The organism is Candidatus Hydrogenedentota bacterium, assembly GCA_013359265.1.
Classification (GTDB): domain Bacteria; phylum Hydrogenedentota; class Hydrogenedentia; order Hydrogenedentales; family SLHB01; genus JABWCD01.
Window position 1 is genome coordinate 41906 of the sequence record JABWCD010000010.1, and the last position, 23650, is coordinate 65555.

General features: G+C 59.7%; 19 protein-coding genes. 13 read left to right on the forward strand and 6 right to left on the reverse strand.

The features are described from left to right. Window positions 1–20: 20 nt before the first annotated feature. Window positions 21–1016, reverse strand: coding sequence for an SMP-30/gluconolactonase/LRE family protein (locus HUU46_10775; GenBank protein NUM54117.1), 996 nt, complete (start codon window positions 1014–1016; stop codon window positions 21–23). 696 nt (window positions 1017–1712) lie between these two features. Then, on the reverse strand, window positions 1713–3059 hold the full coding sequence (locus HUU46_10780) for a heme-binding protein (GenBank protein ID NUM54118.1): 1347 nt from the start codon (window positions 3057–3059) through the stop codon (window positions 1713–1715). A 434-nt stretch (window positions 3060–3493) separates the two neighbouring features. On the opposite strand from HUU46_10780, the gene HUU46_10785 reads away from it, so the two are divergent. The 3 genes from HUU46_10785 (at window position 3494) to groL (ending at window position 6166) form a co-directional block, all read left to right on the forward strand. Next, entirely contained in the window at window positions 3494–3712 is a 219-nt protein-coding gene (locus HUU46_10785) for a PEP-CTERM sorting domain-containing protein (protein ID NUM54119.1), read from the forward strand. Window positions 3713–4188: 476 nt separating this feature from the next. Continuing rightward, complete coding sequence (gene groES, locus HUU46_10790) at window positions 4189–4476, forward strand: co-chaperone GroES (GenBank protein ID NUM54120.1); 288 nt, start codon at window positions 4189–4191, stop codon at window positions 4474–4476. A gap of 55 nt (window positions 4477–4531) precedes the next feature. Beyond that, on the forward strand, window positions 4532–6166 hold the full coding sequence (groL, locus tag HUU46_10795; protein ID NUM54121.1) for a chaperonin GroEL: 1635 nt from the start codon (window positions 4532–4534) through the stop codon (window positions 6164–6166). Window positions 6167–6312: 146 nt separating this feature from the next. Here groL and HUU46_10800 read toward each other — a convergent pair whose 3' ends face one another. Beyond that, complete coding sequence (locus HUU46_10800; protein NUM54122.1) at window positions 6313–6753, reverse strand: hypothetical protein; 441 nt, start codon at window positions 6751–6753, stop codon at window positions 6313–6315. Window positions 6754–7067: 314 nt separating this feature from the next. Between HUU46_10800 and HUU46_10805 the strand changes: the two genes are divergently transcribed. Beyond that, a complete protein-coding gene (locus HUU46_10805; protein NUM54123.1) occupies window positions 7068–8012 on the forward strand; it encodes a nucleoid-structuring protein H-NS in 945 nt (314 codons plus the stop codon). Window positions 8013–8243: 231 nt separating this feature from the next. Here the strand turns inward: HUU46_10805 and HUU46_10810 are convergent, their stop codons facing one another. Further along, on the reverse strand, window positions 8244–8927 hold the full coding sequence (locus HUU46_10810) for a DUF1349 domain-containing protein (GenBank protein ID NUM54124.1): 684 nt from the start codon (window positions 8925–8927) through the stop codon (window positions 8244–8246). A gap of 79 nt (window positions 8928–9006) precedes the next feature. Here HUU46_10810 and HUU46_10815 point away from each other — a divergent pair, with 79 nt between their 5' ends. Further along, window positions 9007–9630: a response regulator transcription factor gene (locus HUU46_10815; GenBank protein NUM54125.1), complete on the forward strand. Its 624-nt coding sequence runs from the start codon at window positions 9007–9009 to the stop codon at window positions 9628–9630. 55 nt (window positions 9631–9685) lie between these two features. Beyond that, window positions 9686–11242: a polyphosphate:AMP phosphotransferase gene (gene pap, locus HUU46_10820; protein ID NUM54126.1), complete on the forward strand. Its 1557-nt coding sequence runs from the start codon at window positions 9686–9688 to the stop codon at window positions 11240–11242. On the opposite strand, the gene HUU46_10825 is transcribed toward pap, so the two are convergent. After that, entirely contained in the window at window positions 11160–12191 is a 1032-nt protein-coding gene (locus tag HUU46_10825; GenBank protein ID NUM54127.1) for a dienelactone hydrolase family protein, read from the reverse strand. The two genes, pap and HUU46_10825, sit on opposite strands and share 83 nt — an antisense overlap. Before the next feature lie 118 nt (window positions 12192–12309). Between HUU46_10825 and tgt the strand changes: the two genes are divergently transcribed. The 6 genes from tgt to HUU46_10855 all read left to right on the forward strand — a co-directional run bounded on the left by tgt (window position 12310) and on the right by HUU46_10855 (window position 20840). After that, window positions 12310–13494 carry a tRNA guanosine(34) transglycosylase Tgt gene (tgt, locus tag HUU46_10830; GenBank protein ID NUM54128.1) on the forward strand — a complete coding sequence of 395 codons (1185 nt, stop codon included), beginning with the start codon at window positions 12310–12312 and terminating at the stop codon, window positions 13492–13494. Between the two features lie 31 nt (window positions 13495–13525). Next, on the forward strand, window positions 13526–13900 hold the full coding sequence (yajC, locus tag HUU46_10835; GenBank protein ID NUM54129.1) for a preprotein translocase subunit YajC: 375 nt from the start codon (window positions 13526–13528) through the stop codon (window positions 13898–13900). 51 nt (window positions 13901–13951) lie between these two features. Beyond that, window positions 13952–16666 (forward strand): protein translocase subunit SecD, encoded by a 2715-nt coding sequence (gene secD / locus HUU46_10840; protein ID NUM54130.1) that lies wholly within the window; start codon window positions 13952–13954, stop codon window positions 16664–16666. Between the two features lie 45 nt (window positions 16667–16711). Then, window positions 16712–17536 carry a serine O-acetyltransferase gene (cysE, locus tag HUU46_10845; GenBank protein ID NUM54131.1) on the forward strand — a complete coding sequence of 275 codons (825 nt, stop codon included), beginning with the start codon at window positions 16712–16714 and terminating at the stop codon, window positions 17534–17536. Window positions 17537–17939: 403 nt separating this feature from the next. Then, the gene (locus HUU46_10850; protein NUM54132.1) at window positions 17940–19775 is read left to right on the forward strand and encodes a 2-oxoacid:acceptor oxidoreductase subunit alpha; all 1836 of its coding nucleotides are present in this window, start codon (window positions 17940–17942) and stop codon (window positions 19773–19775) included. Window positions 19776–19787: 12 nt separating this feature from the next. After that, on the forward strand, window positions 19788–20840 hold the full coding sequence (locus HUU46_10855; GenBank protein ID NUM54133.1) for a 2-oxoacid:ferredoxin oxidoreductase subunit beta: 1053 nt from the start codon (window positions 19788–19790) through the stop codon (window positions 20838–20840). A 24-nt stretch (window positions 20841–20864) separates the two neighbouring features. Here the strand turns inward: HUU46_10855 and HUU46_10860 are convergent, their stop codons facing one another. Then, a complete protein-coding gene (locus tag HUU46_10860) occupies window positions 20865–22130 on the reverse strand; it encodes a hypothetical protein (protein NUM54134.1) in 1266 nt (421 codons plus the stop codon). Window positions 22131–22274: 144 nt separating this feature from the next. Between HUU46_10860 and HUU46_10865 the strand changes: the two genes are divergently transcribed. Then, window positions 22275–23426, forward strand: a complete 1152-nt coding sequence (locus HUU46_10865; protein ID NUM54135.1) for a cysteine desulfurase — start codon at window positions 22275–22277, stop codon at window positions 23424–23426. Window positions 23427–23650: the final 224 nt, after the last annotated feature.

Below are 23650 nucleotides of genomic sequence, written 5' to 3' on the forward strand. Positions count from 1 at the left end.
CGCGTTGGGTCAACGGGTAGCTAACGACTCGCAACATTAATTCGTGAGCCGGGACATTCCATATTCATGCGGTAAATTCCCGTGCGTGCGGTCATGTAAAGCGTGCGGCCATCTACTCCGCCCCACGCATAGTTTGCCGGCAACTCCGGACCCACAATCATTCCCAGGTGTTTGCCTTCGGGCGAGATTACCCATGTACCGCCGGGGCCGGAAACGAAAAGATTGCCCTTTGCATCGACTTCCAGCCCGTCGAGCGCCTCTTCGCCACTTCCGTGTTGCATATCGAAAAACAACTTTCCATTTCTCAACATGCCGTCCGATTGCACCTCGTAGCGCATGAGTACTTTCTTCGTTTCGTCCCAGTTCGCGACATACAGGTACTTTTCGTCGGGCGAAAACGCCACACCATTTGGCCCGCGCAAGTCACTGACCACTTCCTTCAATTCGCCATTGATAAGGCAGAACACCGGCGTATTCGGCAGCTCCTTCTTGGGGTCGTCGTAAAACTTCGGCAAACCAAACGGCGGATCCGAAAAATAAAGCGCGCCATCGCTGCGGTAGATCAAGTCGTTTGGGCTGTTCAACCGCTTGCCCTGATACCGATCCGCGAGCACCGTCAACACGCCATTCTTCTCAATCCGCGTGACGCGACGGTTGCCGTGTTCGCAGATCGTCAGCCGGCCCTGCGCATCCAATCCCAATCCGTTCGATCCAGGCTGGCGGTATGCATGGATGTCCGCACCGGTGTAACCGCTGTTCGGGCGGTACACGTTCACGTCGCCTTCGGGCGTCACGCGATAAATCACATTCATATTCGGATCGCTGCACAAGAGATACCCATCTGGATGCCAGACCGGCCCTTCGGTGAACACGAATCCGTCAGCAACCTTCTCCAGCACCGCATTCGTTGGAACTATGGAATCGATAGCAGGGTCGATCCGATTAACCGTGACATCGACCTTCTTCGCACGGCTCCACCGGCCCGGCGTGTAAAAGCTGAGCGTTGCAGACCGCATCCAGATGTACGTTTCCGGGTGCGTCGAGACGGGACCGTTCATCGCAAACACAGCAATCTGGAACTGCTCTCCTGCCCTCGCATCGCGCGTCAGCACGACGCGGTTCGGCGCGTTCCAGCCCGCGGCGACAGTCCCGCCACTTTGACCTTGCGCAAAAGGTAGTTTGCCGTCGACCCAAACCTCGGCGTAGTCGTCTACCACGGTCTCGAATACCGCGACCGAACCGGTCGGGTCGAAATCGCGCGCCGCCTGAGGAATCGTCACCTTGATTCGGTACCACGCAAAACTGAGTTTCCCGTTCCCGCGCCGGTCGTGAAGCGCCTCGGGATCGACAGTCATCCACCCACTGTCATCAAAGCCCTTGCCGTGGGCGGCCGGTGTGAAGTCATTTGTCTTGTTCGGTGCGCCGCTGGCTTTAAGGTCAGCGCCGACACCGCGATGGTCGATTTCGCCGATTGTCACGTCGCTGTAGCGCCACGCGCCTTTAACGCGATCGACGCCCGCCTTCGTCTGCAAATCAATAATGGACTCGGGTAGGTTTGCAGGGGCGTTTCCCGCGGCGTGCCCGCTGACCGTGCAGATCAGTGAAACTAGCACGGCGAGGAAGTGTTGGTTTCTTGCTTTCATTGTGTTCTGTCCTGCATGTTGGAGCGTGGTTGGAGTGCGGTAGTGCCGCTACCGCACTCCGAATTCTCGCTATTTCCCGTACTTCTGCACGAGACCCGGCCAGTTCGCCTGTGCCTTCGCGTAGTTGCCGGCCGCGTCCTGGTTGAAGAGGTCGTAGGCCTTCTTCGTGTGTTGCAGCACGAGGCGCCCATCCTGAATCTGCCAGTACTTCGGATTGATCGGCGACACCTTGTTGATCGATGCCGCGTATCCGCAAAAACCACCGAACTGCGGCACGTACTTGCTCGGGTTATCTTCAAACTTGTATCGATGATCCTGCGAAACAAAGTGGTAAAGTGCGCCGTTGTACGTAGACTCGAATTCCTTCTTGCCCTTCATCGGACTGCCTTCGAGGAAGTACGCAACCGGGTCGTATCCCTGGATGGCGACGCCTTTACGGTCCGTGTTGATTAGGTCCTTCGGGCCGATTCCGTTCTTCGCGACGAGGCCGGGCCAGTTTGTGTCGGCCTTTGCGAGATTGCCGTTGAGGTCTTCGTTCCACTTGTCGAGGGCCTTTTGGTTGTGTTGCAGCACGAGGCGGCCATCGAGCACTTGCCAGAAGTTTGGATTGATCGGCGAGATACGGTTGATGGACGCGGCGTATCCGCAGTAGCCGCCGAATTGCGGCTCGTATTTCCCGGGCGCGGCGTCGAACAGATCCTTGTGTTCCGCCGATGCGAAGTAATAGGTCGCGTGCTTATGCTCGCTCTTCCATTTCGGGTTGCCCTTCGCGGGCTTCTGATCCGTGAAGTAAGCGACGGGATCATAGCCCTGCAACGCGACGCCGCTCTTGTCGCGGCTAACGAGGAAGCGTTCATCACTCGTTGTCGTGCCCGACCTGGAGGACTCCATCGACGTCTGCGTCGGCGCGTCCGAGTCTTGCGAGCGGCCCACGCTCGGCGCGGACACGGCCTTTGCACCGACCATAGCGATCTCTTCATCTTGTTGCGCGCTGGACGCACCGCTCATTCCGATTGCACCGACAACGCGATCGCCTACCGAGATCGGCACACCGCCTTGCAGGGGCGTGAAATCCGGCAACGCAGTCATCGTGAATCGGCCGTTATTAATAATGTCTTCAAACGCCTTCGTCGGCTTCTTGAACATCGCTGCCGTTCGCGCTTTATCGATCGATACGTTCGCACCGGCTGCAAAAGTGCCGTCGATGCGCACGAAGTTCAGCAGGTTGCCGCCATCGTCCACGACGGCAATCGCGCCTCCTACACCCAATCGTTTCGCTTCCGCTTCCGCGGCTGAAATGGCCGTCTTGGCGCCTTCCAGCGTGAGGACATGCTTCTCCATAATCTGCGCACCTGCGGCGATACTTATCGTGGCGAGCGCCACCGTAAGCGACCACGTTTTAGCCTTCGATTCCATGTGCGTACCTCGTGTTGGCGACTCGGCCAGGCAGAGTTCGCCCGTTGATAGCTATGCTGCTCCACATCAGGTTCTTGCGCCGAACGTGACGAGTCGGTTGTACGGCGCTGCGGGCCGTGCGCCGCAATCCATGGCGCCGGGCCGCACTAGGGTAAGAATCGATTCAACCGTTCCAGTTCCGCCGATATATTCAGCGCGATTGAATACTTGTGTCAGATGGAAACGCGAGTTACTTCGTGTTCGCCGCTGCCTAAAACTTAGTCAATCATGACTAACCCGTAGTTGGAAGTATCCGGCCTGTTCTTCGCGGCACAATGGCGTATGTACTTATCATTCAATGCATTAGGTGTTATAAAGCACCATTGGCATACCGCCTGCTCATTACATTGCCGCTCCGGTAGCGGAGCGATGGCGCTTCGAGCGGAGGTAAGGACATGGTCAAGCAGAACGGACATCTGGTAGCGGCAAGCGCGCTCTTGTTCTTCGCATGCACGGCGGGTGCGTTAACGGCGCCGTTCGGCCTCCCAACACTACGTGTCGACGCAGTCAGCATAACTCCCGAACCCGCCTCGATGCTGATGCTGGGCATGGGTTTGGCCGCCATCTTCGTTCGCCGCATCGGAGTAATTCGAGCAGATAAACAACGCAAGTAGACCCACGAACAAGCAAGCGAGACGACAAGGTATCGCGCGGACCCGGTTGGGACCAGGTTCGCGCGATTCCTTTTTCTCGTTTGGCGAAATTGTTGTGGGCTTGAGAGCGGCAAGAAATCCGGCGCGGCCCACAGAGCTGGCACTCGACAGCGCTATATGCTAACATAATGCCAATTTGGCAGCGACATTCGTGCGCCAAACGCCGTAACGTATGCGCCGACACTGCCAAATGGGCAAAAGGGGCCGGGTCGCCGAGAATATCGCTTTGAACGTAATCCATTCAAAATAATGGTTTTATATATAGAGAAATGACGCTGGCATATGCGTTGCTACGCAGTTTACGTCACCGGGCGACTATTCCACATGCGGGTGGGCTAATCGCAAAATCGAGATGCCAAACTGGCAGCCCGGCACGGTGATCGAGAAAGACGAACAATCGGGCTTTTTTGCCCATAAACCTAGGAGGACTGATCCCAATGAAAGTGCGTCCCTTGGCAGACCGCATCCTCGTGAAGCGCGAGGAACCGAGCGAAACCGTCCGTGGCGGCATCATCATTCCCGACACGGCCAAGGAAAAACCGCAGGAAGGCAAAGTCGTCGCAGTAGGCCCCGGCCGGTTGGACGACGACGGCAAGCGCGTGCCGCTCGAAGTGAAGAAGGGCGACCGCATCCTGATGGGCAAGTACGCGGGTACGGAAGTGAAGATCGATGGCGACGAGCACATCATCATGCGTGAGGACGATGTGCTGGCGGTGATCGAGTAACAACGCAACAAACGATTCCAACTACTGGGACCTACGTAGTTGAGGAGAGGAGATTATGAGCGCAAAGCAACTTGAGTTCGGCGAAGACGCGCGCCGCCGCGTGCTTGCCGGTGTAACCAAATTGAGCAAGGCCGTGAAGGCCACGCTCGGTCCGAAGGGCCGCAACGTCGTGTTGGACAAGAAGTGGGGCGCACCCACGGTGACCAAGGACGGCGTGACGGTCGCGAAGGAAATCGAGCTTGAAGACAAGTACGAGAACATGGGCGCGCAGATGGTGAAGGAAGTCGCGTCGAAGACATCGGATGTCGCGGGCGACGGCACCACCACGGCGACCGTGTTGGCGGAAGCGATCTTCCGCGAAGGCCTGCGCAATATCACCGCGGGAGCGAACCCGATGGCGGTGAAGCGCGGCATCGACAAGGCGGTGGACGCCGTCGTCGAGGCGCTTGCCGGCATGAGCAAGAAAGTCAAGGGCGACAACGAGATTATCCGCCAGGTCGCGACCATCTCCGCGAACAGCGACAACGAGATTGGCAAGATCATCGCGCAAGCGATGGAGAAGGTCGGCAACGACGGAACCATCACGGTCGAGGAAGCGAAGGGCATCGACACGACGCTCGAAGTCGTCGAGGGTATGCAGTTCGACAAGGGCTATCTCTCGCCGTACTTCGTGACGGACAGCGAGTCGATGGAAGCGGTGCTCGAGAACGCATACGTCCTCATCCACGAAAAGAAGATTTCAACGTTGAAGGACCTCTTGCCTCTGCTCGAACAGATTGCGAAGAGCGGCAAGCCGCTGCTGATCATCGCCGAGGACGTCGAGGGCGAGGCGCTCGCGACGCTCGTCGTGAACAAGATCCGCGGCACCTTCCAGGCGTGCGCAGTGAAGGCGCCCGGTTTCGGCGATCGCCGCAAGGCCATGCTGCAGGACATCGCGGTGCTGACCGGCGGTCTGGCGATCACCGAAGACCTCGGCCGCACGCTCGAGAGCATCGCGTTGGCCGACCTTGGCCGCGCGAAGCGCGTCGTTGTCGACAAGGACAATACGACCATCGTCGAAGGCGCCGGTTCCAGCTCCGAGATCATGGGCCGCATCAATCTTATCCGCCGTCAGATCGAAGAGACGACGTCGGATTACGATCGCGAGAAATTGCAGGAACGCCTTGCGAAGCTCGCGGGCGGTGTTGCCGTCGTGAACGTCGGCGCGGCGACCGAAATCGAGATGAAGGAAAAGAAGGCGCGCGTGGAAGACGCGTTGCACGCGACCCGCGCGGCCGTCGAAGAAGGTATCGTCCCCGGCGGTGGCGTGGCGTTGATGCGTTGCCAGGACGCGATCGACAAGACCAGCCTTAGCGGTGACGAAGCCGTCGGCGCGCGCATCGTGTACCGCGCGCTCGAAGAGCCGTTGCGCCAGCTTGCGTCCAACGCGGGCGACGAAGGCGCGATGGTTGTGCAGAACGTCAAGGGTAAGAAGGGCAGCGTCGGGTACAACGCGGACACCGGCGAGTACGAAGACATGCTCAAGGCCGGCGTCATCGATCCGACCAAGGTGACCCGTACGGCGCTGCAAAACGCGGCAAGCGTCGCGGGCCTATTGCTCACCACCGAAGTGCTTATCGCCGAGATGCCGGAAGATAAACCGGCACCCGCAGCCGACCCGCACGGCGGCATGGGCGGCGGAATGTATTAACCGGTTTCCCTCGTGTATGAGTCGCGCGGCCCCGGGCTTCGGTCCGGGGCCGCGTTCTTTTTGAGCGGTTTTTAGTTTCGACTGTTACCGCCAAATCGCCCCGAGCACTCGGCGGCACGCGGAACCAGACTGGTTGTACCCGGAATTCACTCGACGGTGAACGGCTTGTCGCTTTGGTCGAATATGTTTGTGTCTCGTTTGAGCAGGGCGCGAACCTTGTAACCGCCACCCGGTTCTGCCTCCTGCGGAAATGTCAGCTTGTAGAGACCGTCGTTCGCGGTGGACTTGTCAATCACATGAATGACGTCGCCAAACCGCAAGAGTTCTATACGTACCCGCTCACTTGGATCGAGTGTCGTTGACCACGTCATCTTCTTCTTGATACCTCGTGTGTACGTTTCCCCGCCATTTGGTTTCAACACTTCGATCGGTTTTGGACCGCGGAAGTCCCGGTCTTCCATGCGCGTGAATCCCGCGGCAGATTCGGCGCGGCGTGGCTGAAAGCCGATGCACAGCATCGCAAGCAAAAGGAGCGCGATGTACAAGAGTATTCCGAACCTACCTTCGAGTTGGTTTAGAGTCCGCATGATCGATTCTCCCCGCCCCCCTTCAATGGGCGTTTACCGAAAACCAAGGCGTAGTCCGCCTCGAAACCGGAAGCTCAATCGGGTAGAGCCCCCGTTGCTTCCGTAGTCTTCCGATGCACCTAGCCTTCAAAGTATCGCTCAATAACATAGCAGTCAAGGATAAATAGTGATTGAGTCAAATCATATACATCTTCTTCGCGAAGTCAGACGCTGCGAAGTTGTTGTGGGAGGCATTCGAAACATTGATTCCGGGGGCGTCTATTCGGTAGTCTGCATTTCCTTCCGGACAGACGAACAGGGGGAGTATTCGACGCATGTACCGGCCAGAAATCAAAGTACTCGACTGCACAATCCGCGACGGCGGATTGATGAACGATTGGCGCTTCAGCAAGGACATGGTCCGGGACGTTTTTGACGGCCTCGCGAAGGCGGGCGTCGATTACATCGAGCTCGGCTACAAGGCCGACAAGAAGCAGTTCAAGGTGGAAGACTCGGGCCCCTGGCGCTTCTGCGACGAGGACGTGCTTCGCGAAGTGGCCCACGAGTGCCCGGCAAAGGTTTCGGTGATGTGCGACGTGGGCCGCACCGACTACGACTCGTTCGTCCCCGCGAAGGATTCCATCGTAAAGATGTACCGGGTCGCGACGTACGTGAAGGAGATTGACAAGGCCATCCATCTCGGCAATCACATCAAATCGCTGGGGTACGAAGTCTCGGTCAATATCATGGCGGTGTCTCACTGTCTGGAACCGGAACTCGACCAAGCTCTCGATCAACTCGCGCAAACCAATTTTGAAGTCATTTACCTTGTCGACAGCTTCGGCTATCTGTACTCCGAACAGATTCACTACCTCGCCGACAAGTACCTCTCCCGCCTCAAAGGCAAGGAAGTCGGCATTCACATGCACAACAACCAGCAACTCGGTTTTGCCAACACCATCGAAGGTATCGTCAAAGGCATTAACTACCTCGACGCCACCGTCTTTGGTATGGGCCGGGCCGCTGGGAATTGTCCGATGGAGTTGCTGCTTGGTTTCCTGCGCAACCCCAAGTTCGACGTGCGCCCGGTGCTCGACCTCATCCAGAAGTATTTCATCGGACTACAGTCCGAACTCCGTTGGGGTTACGAAATCCCGTACGCAATCACCGGGATACTTAACAAGCACCCGAGAGCCGCCATGGCCTTCATGAAAGACGGTGGCAATGGCAGCTTCAGCGCGTTCTTCGATACATTCGCGGACGCCGAAGACGCCGACTGAGGGCACCTGCCGATCGCTCCGCCGTCGATTAGCGTACTGGCAGTTTTGCGGGTAGCGACGCCGGGAGGTCTTCGGCGTTGCCAAGCGTCAACTTGAGTGGGCGTTCATCGAAAGCTCTGCGCCCTGATTCGCATCCGGACTGAGACGGCGAAGTAACCCCCATTAGTTGAAACAGCGCTTCGATCGCGCGTGTGTTCGCAGGCCGGAGCTTGTCGATGCGCAGCGAACCGGTCACTCTCGGGTCAACAGGCGGAATTCCGAAATCTTCGCCCAGTGTTCGGCGTCGCTGGGGCCTTGATAGGCTTGGATGGAAACTTTCGCGTCGCCCTTCACGGGTAGTTCGCATTCGCCGGCGGTTTTCCAGTCGTCAGCGTCTGATACGCAGTATTCGCCTTTGAGCATTGCGCCGCGCGCGGTCAGGCGGAGGCGGAGTTTGCTGATGGCGTTGCCGATGGGGGGCTTGGCGATTGTACGCGTGGAATCGTCCTGCTCCCGGCCCATGACCATGCAAACTTCGCCGTCGACGAGTTCCAGGCCTATCTTTACCATGTTGCTGTCGTCGTAATACCAGACGAGGTTCACCTGTTCGTACTGGTTGGTTGGCTTATTCTCGACCGTAACCTCGACGGACAGCGCGCCGTTTTCGATTTTGGGAAGGTCCCGCACAAGAACGTTCTTCGCGTCGTTCTTGCCGCCCCACAAATTGCCGGGCTCGACGCGAATCTCGAGTCCCGAATCCGTTACACGCCACGCGGCCGGATTCTCGCGCACCCATCGCCACCCGTCAGCGAGCTTCCCTCGGAAGTCGTCCCGAAAGATCGTGTTGTCGTTGGCGTACACTACTACGGCAGGCAACGCCGTGGCGATTGCCGCGGCAATTGTCCACCCCAGACGCCCAGTCGGAAGTACTCTCATTGGCGATTCTCCCCGGCGGAAATCCCCGCGCGATCGTGCTATAGTCCCCGTTTGAGTTGTATTGCATAGGGGGTGCCGAATGCGAATTCTCGTCGCGGACGACGACAACACGTCCCGCATTGCATTAACGGCGGTACTCAAGCGGTTGGGCCACGACGTGACGTCGGCCGCGGACGGGGACGAAGCGTGGGCCGTGTTGCAGAAGCCCGATTCGCCGAAGCTCGCGGTTTTGGATTGGATGATGCCGGGCCTGACGGGAGTCCAGGTTTGCGAGAACGTGCGCAAGGCCATCGGTATCAGCTCCAAGTACCTCATCTTGCTCACCGCGCGCGCCGACAAAGGGGACATTATCGAAGGCCTCGATTCCGGCGCGAACGATTACGTTACCAAGCCGTTCGATGAAGGCGAGTTGGTCGCCCGCATTCGCGTTGGCGAGCGCGTTCTGGACCTCGAGCAGCAGTTGCGCAACCGCGTGACCGAGCTTGAAGAGGCGATGGAGCACATCAAATTCCTTCAGGGAATTCTTCCGATTTGCATGTTTTGCCATCGCATCCGCGACGACGAGGAATCGTGGCGCCGGATCGAGGACTACTTGTCGGAACACACCGACGTGCAACTCAGCCACGGGTTGTGTCCGAGTTGTTTCGAAAAGCACTATCCCGAGCTCTATCACAAGAGCCGAGGTGAAGCAGCGTCGAACTAGCGCCCCGGGGGAGCGCGCTTCCGAAATTCAAGCCGGGACGTAGGGGGTAACCCGCATGTTGGAAACCGTAAATCTGGACGCCGCCATTCCCAAGCGGGAGTGCAAAGCGATCCTCGAACAAATCGATCTGCAACTCGCGCAACTCCAGCGCGATCTTCGCCCGTCCGGCAGCCCGCTCCTCATTGTCTTCGAGGGATGGGACGCAGCGGGCAAAGGCATGGTGTTGAACCGCATGCTCGAGCCGCTCGACCCTCGCGGTTTCAAGGTTTACAACATCAAGGCGCCAACAGAGGTCGAACGGATGTACCCGCCGCTGTGGCGCTTTTGGCAGACGGCGCCGCCACGCGGCGGCATCAGCATCTATAACCACAGTTGGTACCGCGAGGTATTGCAGGAGCGCGTGGAGGCGGGCCTCGATGCGCAGGGCCTGCAGGCCGCCTACGAGCATATCCGCACGTTCGAGCGACAGCTCGACGACGACGGCGCAGTGGTCGTGAAGTTCTTCCTGCACATCAGCAAGAAGGAACAGTCCAAGCGGTTCAGCCGTCTCGAGAAGAACGAAGCCTTCGCGTGGAAGATCGGCAAGGCTGAGAAACGCAGGCACAAGCGATACCGCGAATACTACGACGCCGCGGAGGACATGCTGCGCGAAACCTCCACGTCGTACGCGCCCTGGACCGTCGTCCCGTCCACCGACGACAACTTCGCCAAAGTGCTTGTGGCGGAGACGCTGCGCAGCGCGTTTCAAAAAGCGGTCGAACGAAAGAATGCGCCCGTGCCGACCGCCGCGCCCGTGACGCCGCGCCGGACCAGCCCCCTAGACCGAGTCGATTTGGGCCAGACGATTACGCCCGAAGAATACGACGACGTGCTGCCCAAACTGCAATCCGAATTACGGCGGTTGCAGCACGTCTGCTACTTCAAACGGCGCGCGGCATTGTTGGTGTTCGAGGGGTGGGACGCCGCGGGCAAGGGCGGCACTATCCGGCGCCTTGCACGGCAGCTCGATCCGCGCGGGTACGAGGTGAACCCGGTTGCCGCGCCGCAGGGCGACGAACGGACGCACCATTACCTCTGGCGGTTCTGGCGCGCACTGCCAAAAGCGGGGCACCTCGCGATCTTCGATCGCAGTTGGTACGGCCGCGTGCTGGTCGAGCGCGTGGAAGGTTTCGCGACGCCACAGGAGTGGCAGCGTGCGTACCGCGAAATCAACGAGTTCGAAACGCAAATCGTCGAGGCCGGCGCCGTTTTGATTAAGTTTTGGTTCCACATTTCCAAGGACGAACAATTGAACCGGTTCCAACTTCGCGAGCAGGAACCCCACAAACGCTGGAAAATCACGGACGAAGACTGGCGCAACCGCGAAAAGTGGGAAGACTACTGGGGGCCGGTGTCCGATATGCTCGAAAAGACCTCAACGGCCCATGCGCCGTGGGTCGTCGTCGAGGGCAACGACAAACGGTTCGCGCGTGTGAAGGTTTTGGAGACCGTCGCGCAACGATTGTCACAGGCCTTGGAAGGAAAACCGCTCAAGATGCCGCGGGCAGCGCGGAAGCAGAAGACACGGCAGCGGCCCCAGGGGCAGCCTGCGCCGGTCCAGCAGGCGTCATAGCGGTGTTCGCTGCGGACAGGTTCCGCTTGTCCTGCTCAAGCAGCCACTTGATGCTGTCCTTCAGGACCTGAATGGTCTGCGCCTCGTCGACGCCAACGTGGTCGGAATCATAGACCGCAAATTCCTTTGGATCGCCGGCCGCCTCGACCAGTGCCCTCGCCGCGGCGAACGGGATCAGTTGATCGTGCTCGCCATTCTGAAAAAGCAGCGGCCGCGGCGCGATCTTTCCGACATATTTGACCGGGTCCGACGGCGCGGTTACAAAAGCGACAAGCGACGTGAGCGGCCCTTTCCAGCGACCGAGTTCCTTGCGTGCAGCTTCGCTGTCCAACAACAGATCGAGATTCCCGCCGCCGTAGGTCATCACGGCCGCCGGAATACGCGGCTCGAAGGCAACGGCAGTGCAACCGGTTATCGCGCCAAAACTGGCCCCGATGAGATAGATGCGGTCTTTGGCGATGTCTTCGCGGGTCTCGAGGTAATCGACGAGCCGGCGGGTGTCGATTACGTTGAGTGAAGTCCGCTTGCGCAACCCCAATAGCTGCGACACCGGGTCTTTCGATGCAATGCGCCGTTCGCCGCGCATGTACTGATCGAACGAGACGATGGCGAACCCCGCCTGCGTGTAGTACGCCGCGATTTCGTCGAGGAAGGATTTGCTCTGTCCTATGCCATGAAGAAAGATGATGCACGGGTACGGCTTCGGCGTATCGACCGGAAGCGCAAGAATCGACGGCACGTTCGACTCGGGTTGGCTTTGGTACGTGAAATCGACTCGTGTGTACGCGTCGCGCTGCTCGGTCCCGCGCACAACGGGATTCAGCGGCAACGATGCGTCGTACCCGTCGTAATACGACTGGTCGGCGCGGTACTTCACCACGGCGCCGCCGGCCGCGGCTACAAACAGAACGATTACCCCAATCAATGAAATTTTAGCGAAGCGTTTCACGATAACCGGCACTCTACAACCTGACAATTAAGCACGCACTCGACTTAGATTATCCCAGATGATCGCCAGAAGCGCAATGCGACGCCCGTGTTCGCTATACTACACGACCATTTTAGCCATGAATACCGCCGTTACATTCGAATTGCTCGCCGAAGACCCGTCGTGTGGGGCGCGGGTCGGGCGCGTGACCACGCCGCACGGCAGCTTTGAAACGCCCGTATTCATGCCGGTCGGCACGCAGGCAAGCGTGAAAGCCCTTACCCAGGAAGACCTGCGCGACATCGACGCGTCTATCATCCTGGGCAACGCGTACCACCTCTTTCTCCGGCCAGGGACCGATGTGCTCGAGCAGGCCGGAGGGCTCCACCGTTTCATGAATTGGGACCGCCCGATACTCACCGACTCCGGCGGGTTTCAAGTGTTCAGCCTCGGGAAATTGAACAAGGTGACCGCGGACGGTGTGACGTTTCAAAGTCACATCGACGGGTCGCGTCACCACATGACCCCCGAGCGCGCGATCGATATCCAACTGTCCATCGGCGCGGACATCATCATGTGCTTCGACGAATGCACCTCGTATCCGGCTGCGCACGGCGAGGCCGCGGAGTCGATGCGCATGACCGCGGACTGGGCCGCGCGGTGCAAGGCGCATTGGCGCGGCGCGACGGTGCGAAAGCGCGACGATGCGCATAGGGAACCAAACCAGCCGATAGAACGCCATGCCGTTGACACGTGCGCGCTGTTTGGTATCGTGCAGGGAAGCACGTTCGAGGACCTCCGCCGGGAGAGCGCCGATCGGACTGTCGGGCTGGACCTTCCCGGCTATGCGATTGGCGGGGTGAGTGTGGGGGAGAGCAAAGAGGAGATGGCAGCGGTGGTCGAATGGACTGCGCCGCTCCTGCCGCGCGACAAGCCGCGCTACCTGATGGGCGTGGGTCCGCCGGAGGACTTCCTCATGGCTGTCGAACGGGGCGTGGACATGTTCGACTGCGTCATGCCGACCCGCAATGCCCGCAACGGAAGCCTGTTCACCTCGGCCGGACGCCTGAACATCAAGAACCAGCAGTACCGAACGGAGTTCGGACCGCTGGATCCGGCGTGCGACTGCGTCGCGTGTACCCGCTACAGCCGGGCCTATCTGAGCCACCTGTACCGGGCAGGGGAAATCTCGGCATTGCGGCTGAATACTTTACATAACCTTCGGTTCATGCTAAACTTGGCGGCTGCTGTGCGCTCGGCCATTCGGGCGGGGCGCTTCTTGGAGTTCAAGCGGGAATTTCTCCACGGCTACTCGAGCGCCTAGGCGCTGTTTTGTCTTTTGAGAGGTGTGTGCGTTGACGTTAGAGACTATCGCAATTTCGGCGATCTCGGCCGTGTTGGCCGCCGCCGAAGCCCCCTCGGGCGGCCAGACCGCCACGCAGTCGCAGGGCGATCCGTTCAGCATCCTGTACTTCATGCTTCCAATGATTCTCGTGATGTGGCTGTTCATGTTCCGGCCGAACCAGAAACGCGAAAAGGAACGTCAGGCCATGTTGGCGGGACTGTCCAAGGGCGACAAAGTCGTCACCGCGAGCGGTATCATTGGCAGCATCGTGGGTGTATCCGAGAAGACGGTGGTCTTGCGCGTGAGCGAAGAGCCGCCCGTGAAGATGGAGTTCTTGCGGGGTTCGGTGTCCCGCGTGGTCCCCAAGGACGAAAAAGAATCGTAGACTGCGGCGCGCGGGCGAGATTGGCGCCGTCGATCACAGTTGGAGCAAGGAATGAGAAAGCACCTTTACCGCACGCTCATCATATATGCGGTCCTGTTGATTGCAGCCATATACGTCTATCCGACGATCGGCTGGATGACGCTCACTGACGCCCAGCGCACGGAACGGCTTGAGCGTTGGAAACAAGAAGACGCCTCCACCGAGAAGCTTGGTTATTGGGCGGAGAACACGCGTCTTTTCAAGCGTTACCTCGAATACGATCGCGACTGGGTTATCAACCTGGGGCTTGACCTGCAGGGCGGCGTCGAGATGATCGTGGGCATCGACTACGAGAAGCTCGATCCCAACATCAAAAAGCACTATACGGACAGCGGGTACACGGATGCCGACATCCTGAAGGAACTTCAGGAGACAGTGAAGCAGCGCATCGAGCGCCGGGCGAACGAGTTCGGCACCAAGGAACCCATCATCCAGACGATGGGCGACCGCCAAATTCAGGTGCAGCTCGCGGGCGAGAAGGACGTCGAACGCGCGAAGGAGCTGATCCTAACAACCGCATACCTCACCTTCCAGATCGTTGCCGGACCCGAAGCGCAAAAGGAAGTTCTTAAGGCCATCGACGCCCATTTCAACGGCGATTTCACGAAGCGCCTGCAACGCCCCGGCCCCGGCGAGGAACAATTGATTCAAGTTCCGTTGGAGCAGATCGAAAAAGTCCGCGAAATGGTGAAGGAAGCCGAAAGCGTCGCGGGGCTGATCCCCGACGACGTCGTTGTCGCGTTCAGCCGTGCGCCCAAGCCCGGCGAGCCGCAGCACTACAAAATCTATGTACTCGAAAAAGAGACCATAATGACCGGCGACGGCCTGACGATGGCGTACGCGAGGCCGGACGAACAGTCCGGCGCGGGCCGCTGGCAGATCGGATTTGGCCTCAACGCCGAGGCGGGTCGCGTGTTTGGCGACAAGACGGAAGCGAACATCAACCGCGCGATGGCGATCGTCCTGGACGGCGTCGTCGAGTCCGCTCCGAATATTAACGATCGCATCAGCACGAGCGGCGTGATAACGGGCAACTTCAATCCGGAGGAAGCGCGCGACCTGGCAATCGCGCTCAATTCCGGATCGCTTCCGGTGCCGGTGATCGAGGACCGCACGGGTATCGTCGGCGCTCGATTGGGCGAGGACTCGATACGGAACGGCGTCGTATCCTGCCTCATCGGCATTGTAATCGTGTTTATCGGAATGACGGCCTACTACCATGCAGTAGGCTTCATCTCGTGCATCGCCGTGCTGTTTAATGGATTGCTGATCCTTGCGTCGATGGCGTACATGGGCGCGACGCTCACACTTCCCGGTATCGCAGGCCTTATTCTGACGTTGGGTATGGCGGTTGACGCGAACGTGCTCATATATGAGCGCATGCGTGAGGAGCTCCGGCTGGGCAAGACGCTGACCGCGGTCATCGCCGGCGGGTATTCTCACGCTTTTCCCGCGATTCTCGACGGCCACGTCACAACATTGATATCCGGAATCGTGCTGCTTCAGTTCGGCTCGGGTCCGATTCAGGGGTTTGCGGTCACCTTGACCATCGGTATCGCGGCGAGCCTGTTCACATCGCTCACCGTGACTCGAGGCATTATTGATTTCCTCGTGGCAAAAAAGTTGCTCACGAAAATTACGATGTTCAGCCTAATCCCGTCCGGCACAAAGATTCCGTTCCTCAAGCAAAGGACATGGCTGTCGCCTCTCACCGTGTTGGTGGTGCTGATTGGTTTGGGTTACTTTGCCGTTCGCGGCGAGGACAATTTTGGCGTCGAGTTCACGACCGGCACCAACGTCGTACTCAACATCGATTCGCAGGAGCAGGTGGACATTGCGGCGGTGCGCTCCCAAATCGAGTCCGCGGGCTTCGACGAACCGACGGTCACCGCATACGAACAGTCAAACGTCGAATCCCGCAACCAGTTCATGATCCACGTTGGCGAAGCCGAGAAACAGTCGACCGAAGGTACCGAGGTCACCGCCGTCAAGAGCGTCGATCAACGCATGCAGGAATCGCTCGTGAGTCTTGCCGGTGGCGACGCGTCGAAAGTGGTCGTGGAACGGGTCGACATGGTGGGCCCCGCGGTGGGCGCGCAGTTGAAGTGGGATGCCGTCAGCGCGGTCTTGTGGGCCACGGTGTTCATCATCATCTACCTGTGGTTCCGATTCGAATTGAAATTCTCGGTAGGCGCCGTGGCGGCGATGCTTCACGACGTGTGCATCACTATCGGCATCATGTCCATGCTCGGACGCGAGGTGTCGCTGGGCGTGGTCGCGGCGGTGCTGACCGTCGTCGGCTACTCGCTAAACGACACAATCGTCGTGTTCGACCGCCTGCGCGAAGACCTCAGACTGATGCGCGGGCGCGGCATGAGCCTGCTCGAAATCATGGACAAGGCGATCAACGAAACCCTGAGCCGTACATTGCTGACCAGCACATTGACGCTCGCGGTCGTCATCGTTCTGCTGATCTGGGGCGGCTCGGTCATTTTCGACTTTGCTCTGGTGCTGGCCATCGGTATCATCGTGGGCACGTATTCGTCGGTTTACATCGCAAGCCCCATCGTGTACTGGTGGCAAAAGTACATCGCGAAGCTGGGGCCCTCACAGGTCGCCGGCGGAGGCGATTCCGGGCCTTCGGGGCGCTATCGGCGCCGCCGCCAGCGCGACGATGGCCCGCACACGGACGATCCTGCGAAGAAGGAAAAGGAATTGCTGGTCTAATCGGCCTGTTTCCTTTAGGCGCCGGATGCGCATCCGGCGCCTTTTTTGTATAGGCGCGTTGGCGCGAGGAGTTCGAACGTGGATTCCCTATGGAAGACAATTCGCGAGGAAGCGGAGCGCGAAGCGCGCAAGGAACCGCTGCTCACCAACTTCCTCTACGGCGTGATCCTCAATCATAAATCGTTGGAGGACGCGCTGACGTTCCTGCTCGCGTCGAAACTCGAGAGTTCGACCATCCCCGCGATTGCAATGCGCGACCTGCTCGAAGAAGCCTTCGAGAACGATCCCACCTTCAGCAAACATGTCCGCACCGACATCAAGGCGGTGAAAGACCGCGATCCGGCGTGCTCGGGGTACTCGACGCCGCTCCTGTATTTCAAAGGATTTCACGCGTTGCAGGCGTACCGCGCCGCGCACTACTTCTGGTCGCGCGAACGGTATCAGTTGGCGTTGTTTCTTCAGAGCCGCGTTTCCCAGGTGCTGCAGGTGGACATCCATCCCGCCGCGCGCATCGGCTGCGGCATCCTGATGGACCACGCTACGGGCGTCGTTATTGGCGAGACGGCCGTGGTCGAAGACAACGTATCCATGCTGCACGGCGTCACGCTCGGCGGGACCGGCAAGGAGAAGGGGGACCGCCATCCCAAGGTCCGCCGCGGCGTCCTCATCGGCGTCGGCGCGACGATTCTAGGCAATATCGAGATCGGCCAGGGCGCCAAGATCGGCGCCGGCAGCCTCGTGCTCAAGTCGATTCCACCCCACTGCACGGCCGTCGGCGTACCGGCGGAAGTCGTGAAAGGCCTTCGTACGGGCCAAGCCGGCCTCGAAATGGACCACAGCATCGATCCCTTCCACGGCGACGGAATCTGAGGGCGCCGCTGCGTTTCGGTACCCGTCCCGATCTGCCGCGATCTGCCCTGATCTTGACTAGGCCGCGCTAATCAAGTATTTTATTGTAGTTTAGAAGTCCTGGTTGTCAGTCGCACCAACGCCCGGCCGCAAAGGCGCGGGAGAGGACGGCAGGCCGAGAAGCCTGCCGAAGCTGGCTTGTTCTGTTTAGGCATGACGACGCACCCCGCTACGGGCATGGGGTGCAACGTTAAGTGATTGCGTCCCGGCAAATTGTGACGCAGTCGCCCGCCCCGTACTCGCTGGTTCCAGTCGCCGTTCCTCGGCGACAAGTCCAGCGCAGGTGTCCTGTTTTACCGAACGCAGACCTTGCAGAGAATATAGCCGCGCCCCGCGCGCGTTAGTAGAGGTGGAGTTTACGTAGATGAGTCAGGCAGTCGCCGGTGAGGCGAAGGAAACCGCGTCACCGGACCCGTGGCAACAGATCAACGACGTTGTCATTCGTATAGCGACCCCAAACGGGTCGGGCAGTCAGTCGGCAAACAATGCGCTGATGCGCTCCATCTTCACGATGGGCGTTCCGGTAAACAGCAAAAACCTGTTCCCGTCCAATATTCAAGGCTTGCCGACGTGGTTTACCATTCGCGCGAGCGAGCACGGATGGCAGTCCGCGCGGAACCGCACCGACCTGTGCATCGCGATGAACCCCCAGACCGCGGCCGAGGACATCGCCGAGTTGCAGGCTGGGGCGATGCTTATCGTCCGCGAGTCGCTTAAGCACCTCGTCACCCGCGATGACCTCAGTGTCTATATCGTGCCCTTCAACAAGATCGTCAACACCGTCTGCGAGGAAACGCGCCTGCGCAAGATGGTAATCAACATGATCTACGTCGGCGTCGTGGCGTACTTAATCGGCATCGATTTCGAGGAAGTGGAGAAGGCCATTCACTGGCAGTTCGCCAAGAAGGCCAAGGCCGCCGAATTGAACACGAAAGCCGCCCGCGCGGGGTTCGACTATGCCGTCGGAAACCTGCCGGCGCAGTCGCGTTACGTGCTCCGGCGCAGCACCGCGGCCAGCGGCAAGATTCTGATCGAAGGCAACCAGGCGACCGCGATGGGCATGGTCTTCGGCGGGATTACGTTCGCGTCGTGGTACCCGATCACGCCGAGCAGCAGCGTGTGCGAATACCTGATGGGGTTCCTGGAAAAACACCGCCGCGAGCCGGACGGCAAGAATAATTACGTGGTGCTTCAGGCCGAGGACGAACTCGCGGCGATCGGCATGGTGCTTGGCGCAAGCTGGGCCGGCGCCCGCGCGTTCACGGCAACGTCCGGCCCGGGCATTTCGCTCATGGCGGAGATGGCCGGGCTGTCCTATTTCGCGGAAGTGCCTGCCGTCGTCGTGGACGTGCAGCGGATGGGCCCAAGCACAGGCCTCCCGACGCGTACCGCGCAGGGCGACATTGGTAAGGCCTACATGCTGTCGCACGGCGACTGCAAACACATCCTGCTCATTCCCGGCAACATGCGCGAGTGCTACGAGTTTGCCATGGAGTCGCTCGAGCTAGCCGAAAAATTCCAGACCATGGTGTTCCTGATGTCCGACCTCGACCTTGGCATGAACAAGTGGATGTCCGAACCATTCTCGTACCCGGACAAACCGATCTCGCGGGGCAAGGTCCTGTCGAAGGAAGACTTGAGCAATAACGGCACGTTCGCGCGTTACAAGGACATTGATGGCGACGGCATTCCGTACCGGACAGTCCCGGGGACGGATCACCCCGGCGCTGCATTCTTCACCCGCGGCACCGGGCATACGGAGACGGCCGCGTATTCGGAAAAGCCCGACGCGTGGCAGCGCAACATCGACCGGCTGTCGCGCAAGTTCGATACGGCGCGGGAGTGCGTGCCGGCCCCGGTTGTTGACGCCGGGAGCGGCGCAGAGATCGGCATCATTGCGTACGGCTCGACAGACGCGGCAGTCGCCGAGGCGCGCCACATCCTCGAACACGAGTACGGAATTAAGACCGACTACCTGCGCATCCGCGCACTGCCGGTCAACGGCGCGGTCAACGCGTTCTGTTCCTCGCACCGGAAGGTGTTGATTGTGGAGCAGAACCGCGACGCACAGGTCGCGGCAATTCTGAAGAGCGAATATCCGGAACTTGCGCCACGCTTCAAGAGTGTCTTGCACTATAACGGCTTGCCCGTCGACGCGGACACGCTCGTTGGTAAGATTCGCACGCATGCGGAAAGCTAGAAGAGGAACCGAATGAGCAGCACAGTCGCAGCACCGCCCGCCAAGACCCCAAAGACCAATCGAATCGGCTTGACCCTCAAGGACTACCAAGGGGCGGAATCGACATTGTGCGCGGGCTGCGGCCACGACGCCATCACGAGTTCGATCATCAAGGCCTTCTACGACCTCGGCGTGCCGCCGCACATGGTCGCCAAGCTCAGCGGTATCGGCTGCTCGAGCAAGACGACGAACTACTTTCTAAACGGCTCGCATGGGTTCAACTCCGTGCACGGCCGCATGGCCACCATCGCCACCGGCGCCAATCTGGCGAACCGCCACCTCGTCAATATTGGGGTATCCGGCGACGGCGATACCGCCTCGATCGGACTTGGCCATTTCTGCCACATGGTGCGCCGCAACGTCCACGTGGTCTATATCATCGAAAACAACGGGTGCTACGGTCTGACCAAAGGCCAGGCGTCCGCCACGGCGGACAAAGGCACAATCATGAAGAGCGGGATTACCATCCAGAGCCAACCGGTCGATTTGTGCGCGTTGGCAATCGAGATGGGCTGCGGGTTCGTGGCGCGGTCGTTTTCCGGCGATACGCAGCAGGTGCGTACACTCATCAAGGCGGCCGTCGCTCACACCGGCACCGCGGTGCTGGACATCGTTTCGCCGTGCGTTACCTTCAACAACCACGAGGGCTCGACCAAGAGCCAGGTGTACGCGCGCGACCACGAAGAGCCGCTGCACGAAATGGACTTCATCCCGCATTACGAGAACATCAGCGTGGAATACGAGCCCGGCACGACCAAATTGGTCAAAATGCACGACGGCTCCCGCGTAACGTTGAAGAAACTCGAAGTGGAGTACGACGCGCACGACCGCATGAAGGCCCTTGAACTGCTGAGCCAGGCGCGCGAGAACAACCTGTTTTACACCGGCCTGATTTACTTCAACCCGAACATCGTTCCGCTCGACGAACACGTCAAGCTTGTCGACGAACCGCTGGCGCACCTGCCCGAATCGCGCGTTCGCCCCTCGAAGGAAGCGTTCGACTCCATCATGAAGTCGTTCGGTTAGACGACGCCGGGTTTCCGACGTAGGCTATTTAATCGTCACCTTCGCCTTTACCGTGTCCCTGGCGCCGGAATCCCCGGTTGACCTCGCGTTAACTTTGAATTGCTTCGATCCCGAAGTGCCGCCCGTCGTTTGCACGCGCATCTTTAGATTCTTACCCTGCCCGGGAGCAATACCCGGCAAGGTATAGCCGCTGCCCACAACCTGACTGGTCACGTTCGTGTTGCCGTCAAGATAGGTTACGTTGAATCCCGCGACGCTGCCGGCGCCCGTGACTTTAATATCGTCCGTCTGCGTGCCACGGTTTTCGACACGAATCGTACAGTTCGCCGTGTCGCCCGCATCCACGCTCAGCTTGGCCTGCTGGCCCTTGCCGGACGTGTTGATGGTTCCCTCGCCCTTGAAATTGTTGCTGTTGCCTTTCGCGATAGACGCGTCCGGCTGGTAGTCCTTCTCGATCGCCACGTTGTCATAATCGACATCGAACGTAACGTCCGCCGCAGGATTCGTACCCGCGCGCGAATAGGCCGCCGACCGGATACCAAAATACGCGCCATCGAGCGGCGTATCGTCCGTGTCGGTCACCATAACCTTGCCGCCACCACTGCTCACATCCGCGCTCAAAGTTAGCGAGCCGCCGCTGTATGTTCCCTCAATCGAGAACGTAAACGCGCCCGCGGCCCCCTTCAGCGATTTGGACGCCTCGGAATCTACCTGTCCGTCACCGCCATGTTCGAACAAATGCAGCTTGCCTTCGGTGTCCGACGCCCAGGGATCGATTTCGTCGCCACCCAGTCGCAGCGTATACACGGCAAGATAATAGTGCTGCCCATCGTTCGCATGCGCGAAGCCCGCGAAGGAACCGGGTGAAAAGGCCCCGCTCCCCAGAACACCCAGCGCCACCGTAACCGACAGATCGGGCACCGTCGGATCGTTCGCCTTCGCAATCAATTCCGAAACATCCACGTCCACCGAATACCGGAAATTTCCGCCCGCCACGTTCGGAGCCGAAAAATGCTGCCCCGTTATTACGAGCGACGCACTGTCGTCCGCAAGCGTATGCAGGAACACGTGGCTGCGCAGCACCTTGTTTCCAGTGACGTTCTGAATTGACCACGACGAGTCCGACACCCCGCCGCCGATCGTGTGCGACGAAGTTAGGCTCAACGTGAAATCGTGGTCTCCATCTTCGAAGTCTTCAAGCAATGGGGCGGAAAGCGCGCACGCGTAAAGCGCGCAGAAACCTGCCAATGCGCTAATCTGCAATTCTCGAACTCGCGGGCGGACCGGCATAGCATTACCTCCGATTGGGAACCAACAAACCCGTTTGCCGCGCAGCCATGAACAAGCGGCAAGTTTAGCCGATTTAGGCCGATAGTCCAATAGGGGCGGTCGGCGCGCACAAATGCGCTAGAATCGGCGCGGGAGAGCCGCGAAGTGACTACAGTTTACCTTGACCATAGCGCCACCACGCCCGTCCGGCCCGAGGTGCTGGACGCTATGCTGCCCTTTCTGCGCGACGCATACGGAAACGCCGGCTCAATTCACGCCTTCGGGCGCGCGGCACGCCGCGCGGTAGACGACGCGCGGGACCAGGTCGCCGCGCTTCTTCATGCCGACCCGCGCGAGATCGTGTTAACATCGGGCGGGACCGAGTCGAACAATCTCGCCATTCGCGGCGCGGTTGCCGCCGTCGCGCCGGGTAGGCGCCGAATCGTTGTATCGGCGGTCGAGCACCACGCGGTCCTGCATGCCGCAGAGTATGTCCGTGCAAATGATGGCGTTGAACTCGTCGTGGTCGGCGTCGATTCAATGGGTCGCGTCGACAGCGACGAAATTGCTGCCGCTGTGGACGACGCCACCGTCCTGGTTTCCGTGATGCACGGCAATAATGAGACCGGAACAATCCAGCCTGTTGAGGCCATTGCGCGGCGTTGCGCCGAGCGCGGCGTGCCCTTTCACTGCGACGCAGTGCAGTCCGTTGGCAAAGTGCCCATCGACGTCGACGCCTGGCCCGTCAGCATGCTTTCAATCTCGGGCCACAAACTTGGCGCGCCAAAAGGCGTAGGCGCGCTTTACATCCGAAACGGCGTTTCGATTGCCGCGCAGGCCGTGGGCGGAGGGCAGGAACGGGGACGGCGCGCGGGGACAGAGAACGTGGCCGGAATCGTTGCGCTCGGCAAGGCATGCGAAATGGCCCGCACGGAAATGGGGGAGGCCAGTGCGCGAATGGCGCAACTTCGGGACGTGCTCGAACGCGGCATCCTGAATTGCATCCCCCAAGCCCAGGTGAACGGGTCGCAAAGCCACCGGTTGCCGCACATCCTCAATGTCGGATTCCCCGGCGCGGACGGGGAGTCGCTCGTCCTCGCGTTCGACTCCCTCGGTATCGCCGTGTCGAGCGGCTCCGCCTGCACGGCAGGATCGCTCGATCCCTCGCACGTTCTGCTGGCGATGGGGCTGTCCTACGGGCGCGCTCAGTCGGCGGTGCGGTTCAGTTTGGGTACGACGACGACACCGGCCGAGATTGAATCGGTCGTGGCCCGCACGCCGGACGTGGTTCGCCGCTGTAGCGCCCGTTCTCATTAAAAGCACTACTCTCGAATTTGCACCTTTCTCTAAAATCGTCATAGTGGAACATATTGAAACCACTTGCGTTACAACACAATCTGTGGTACAAGAAGGCGTCTTAATCCGGCCCTGGGGCCTGCCGGGGGAATGGTTGACCAATGGGGGACGCTCATTGCCGCTTCGCGACGCAAAACGTCACTCCAATGCGGCCTGGCAACCATGCGAGATTACGACGCGCCATC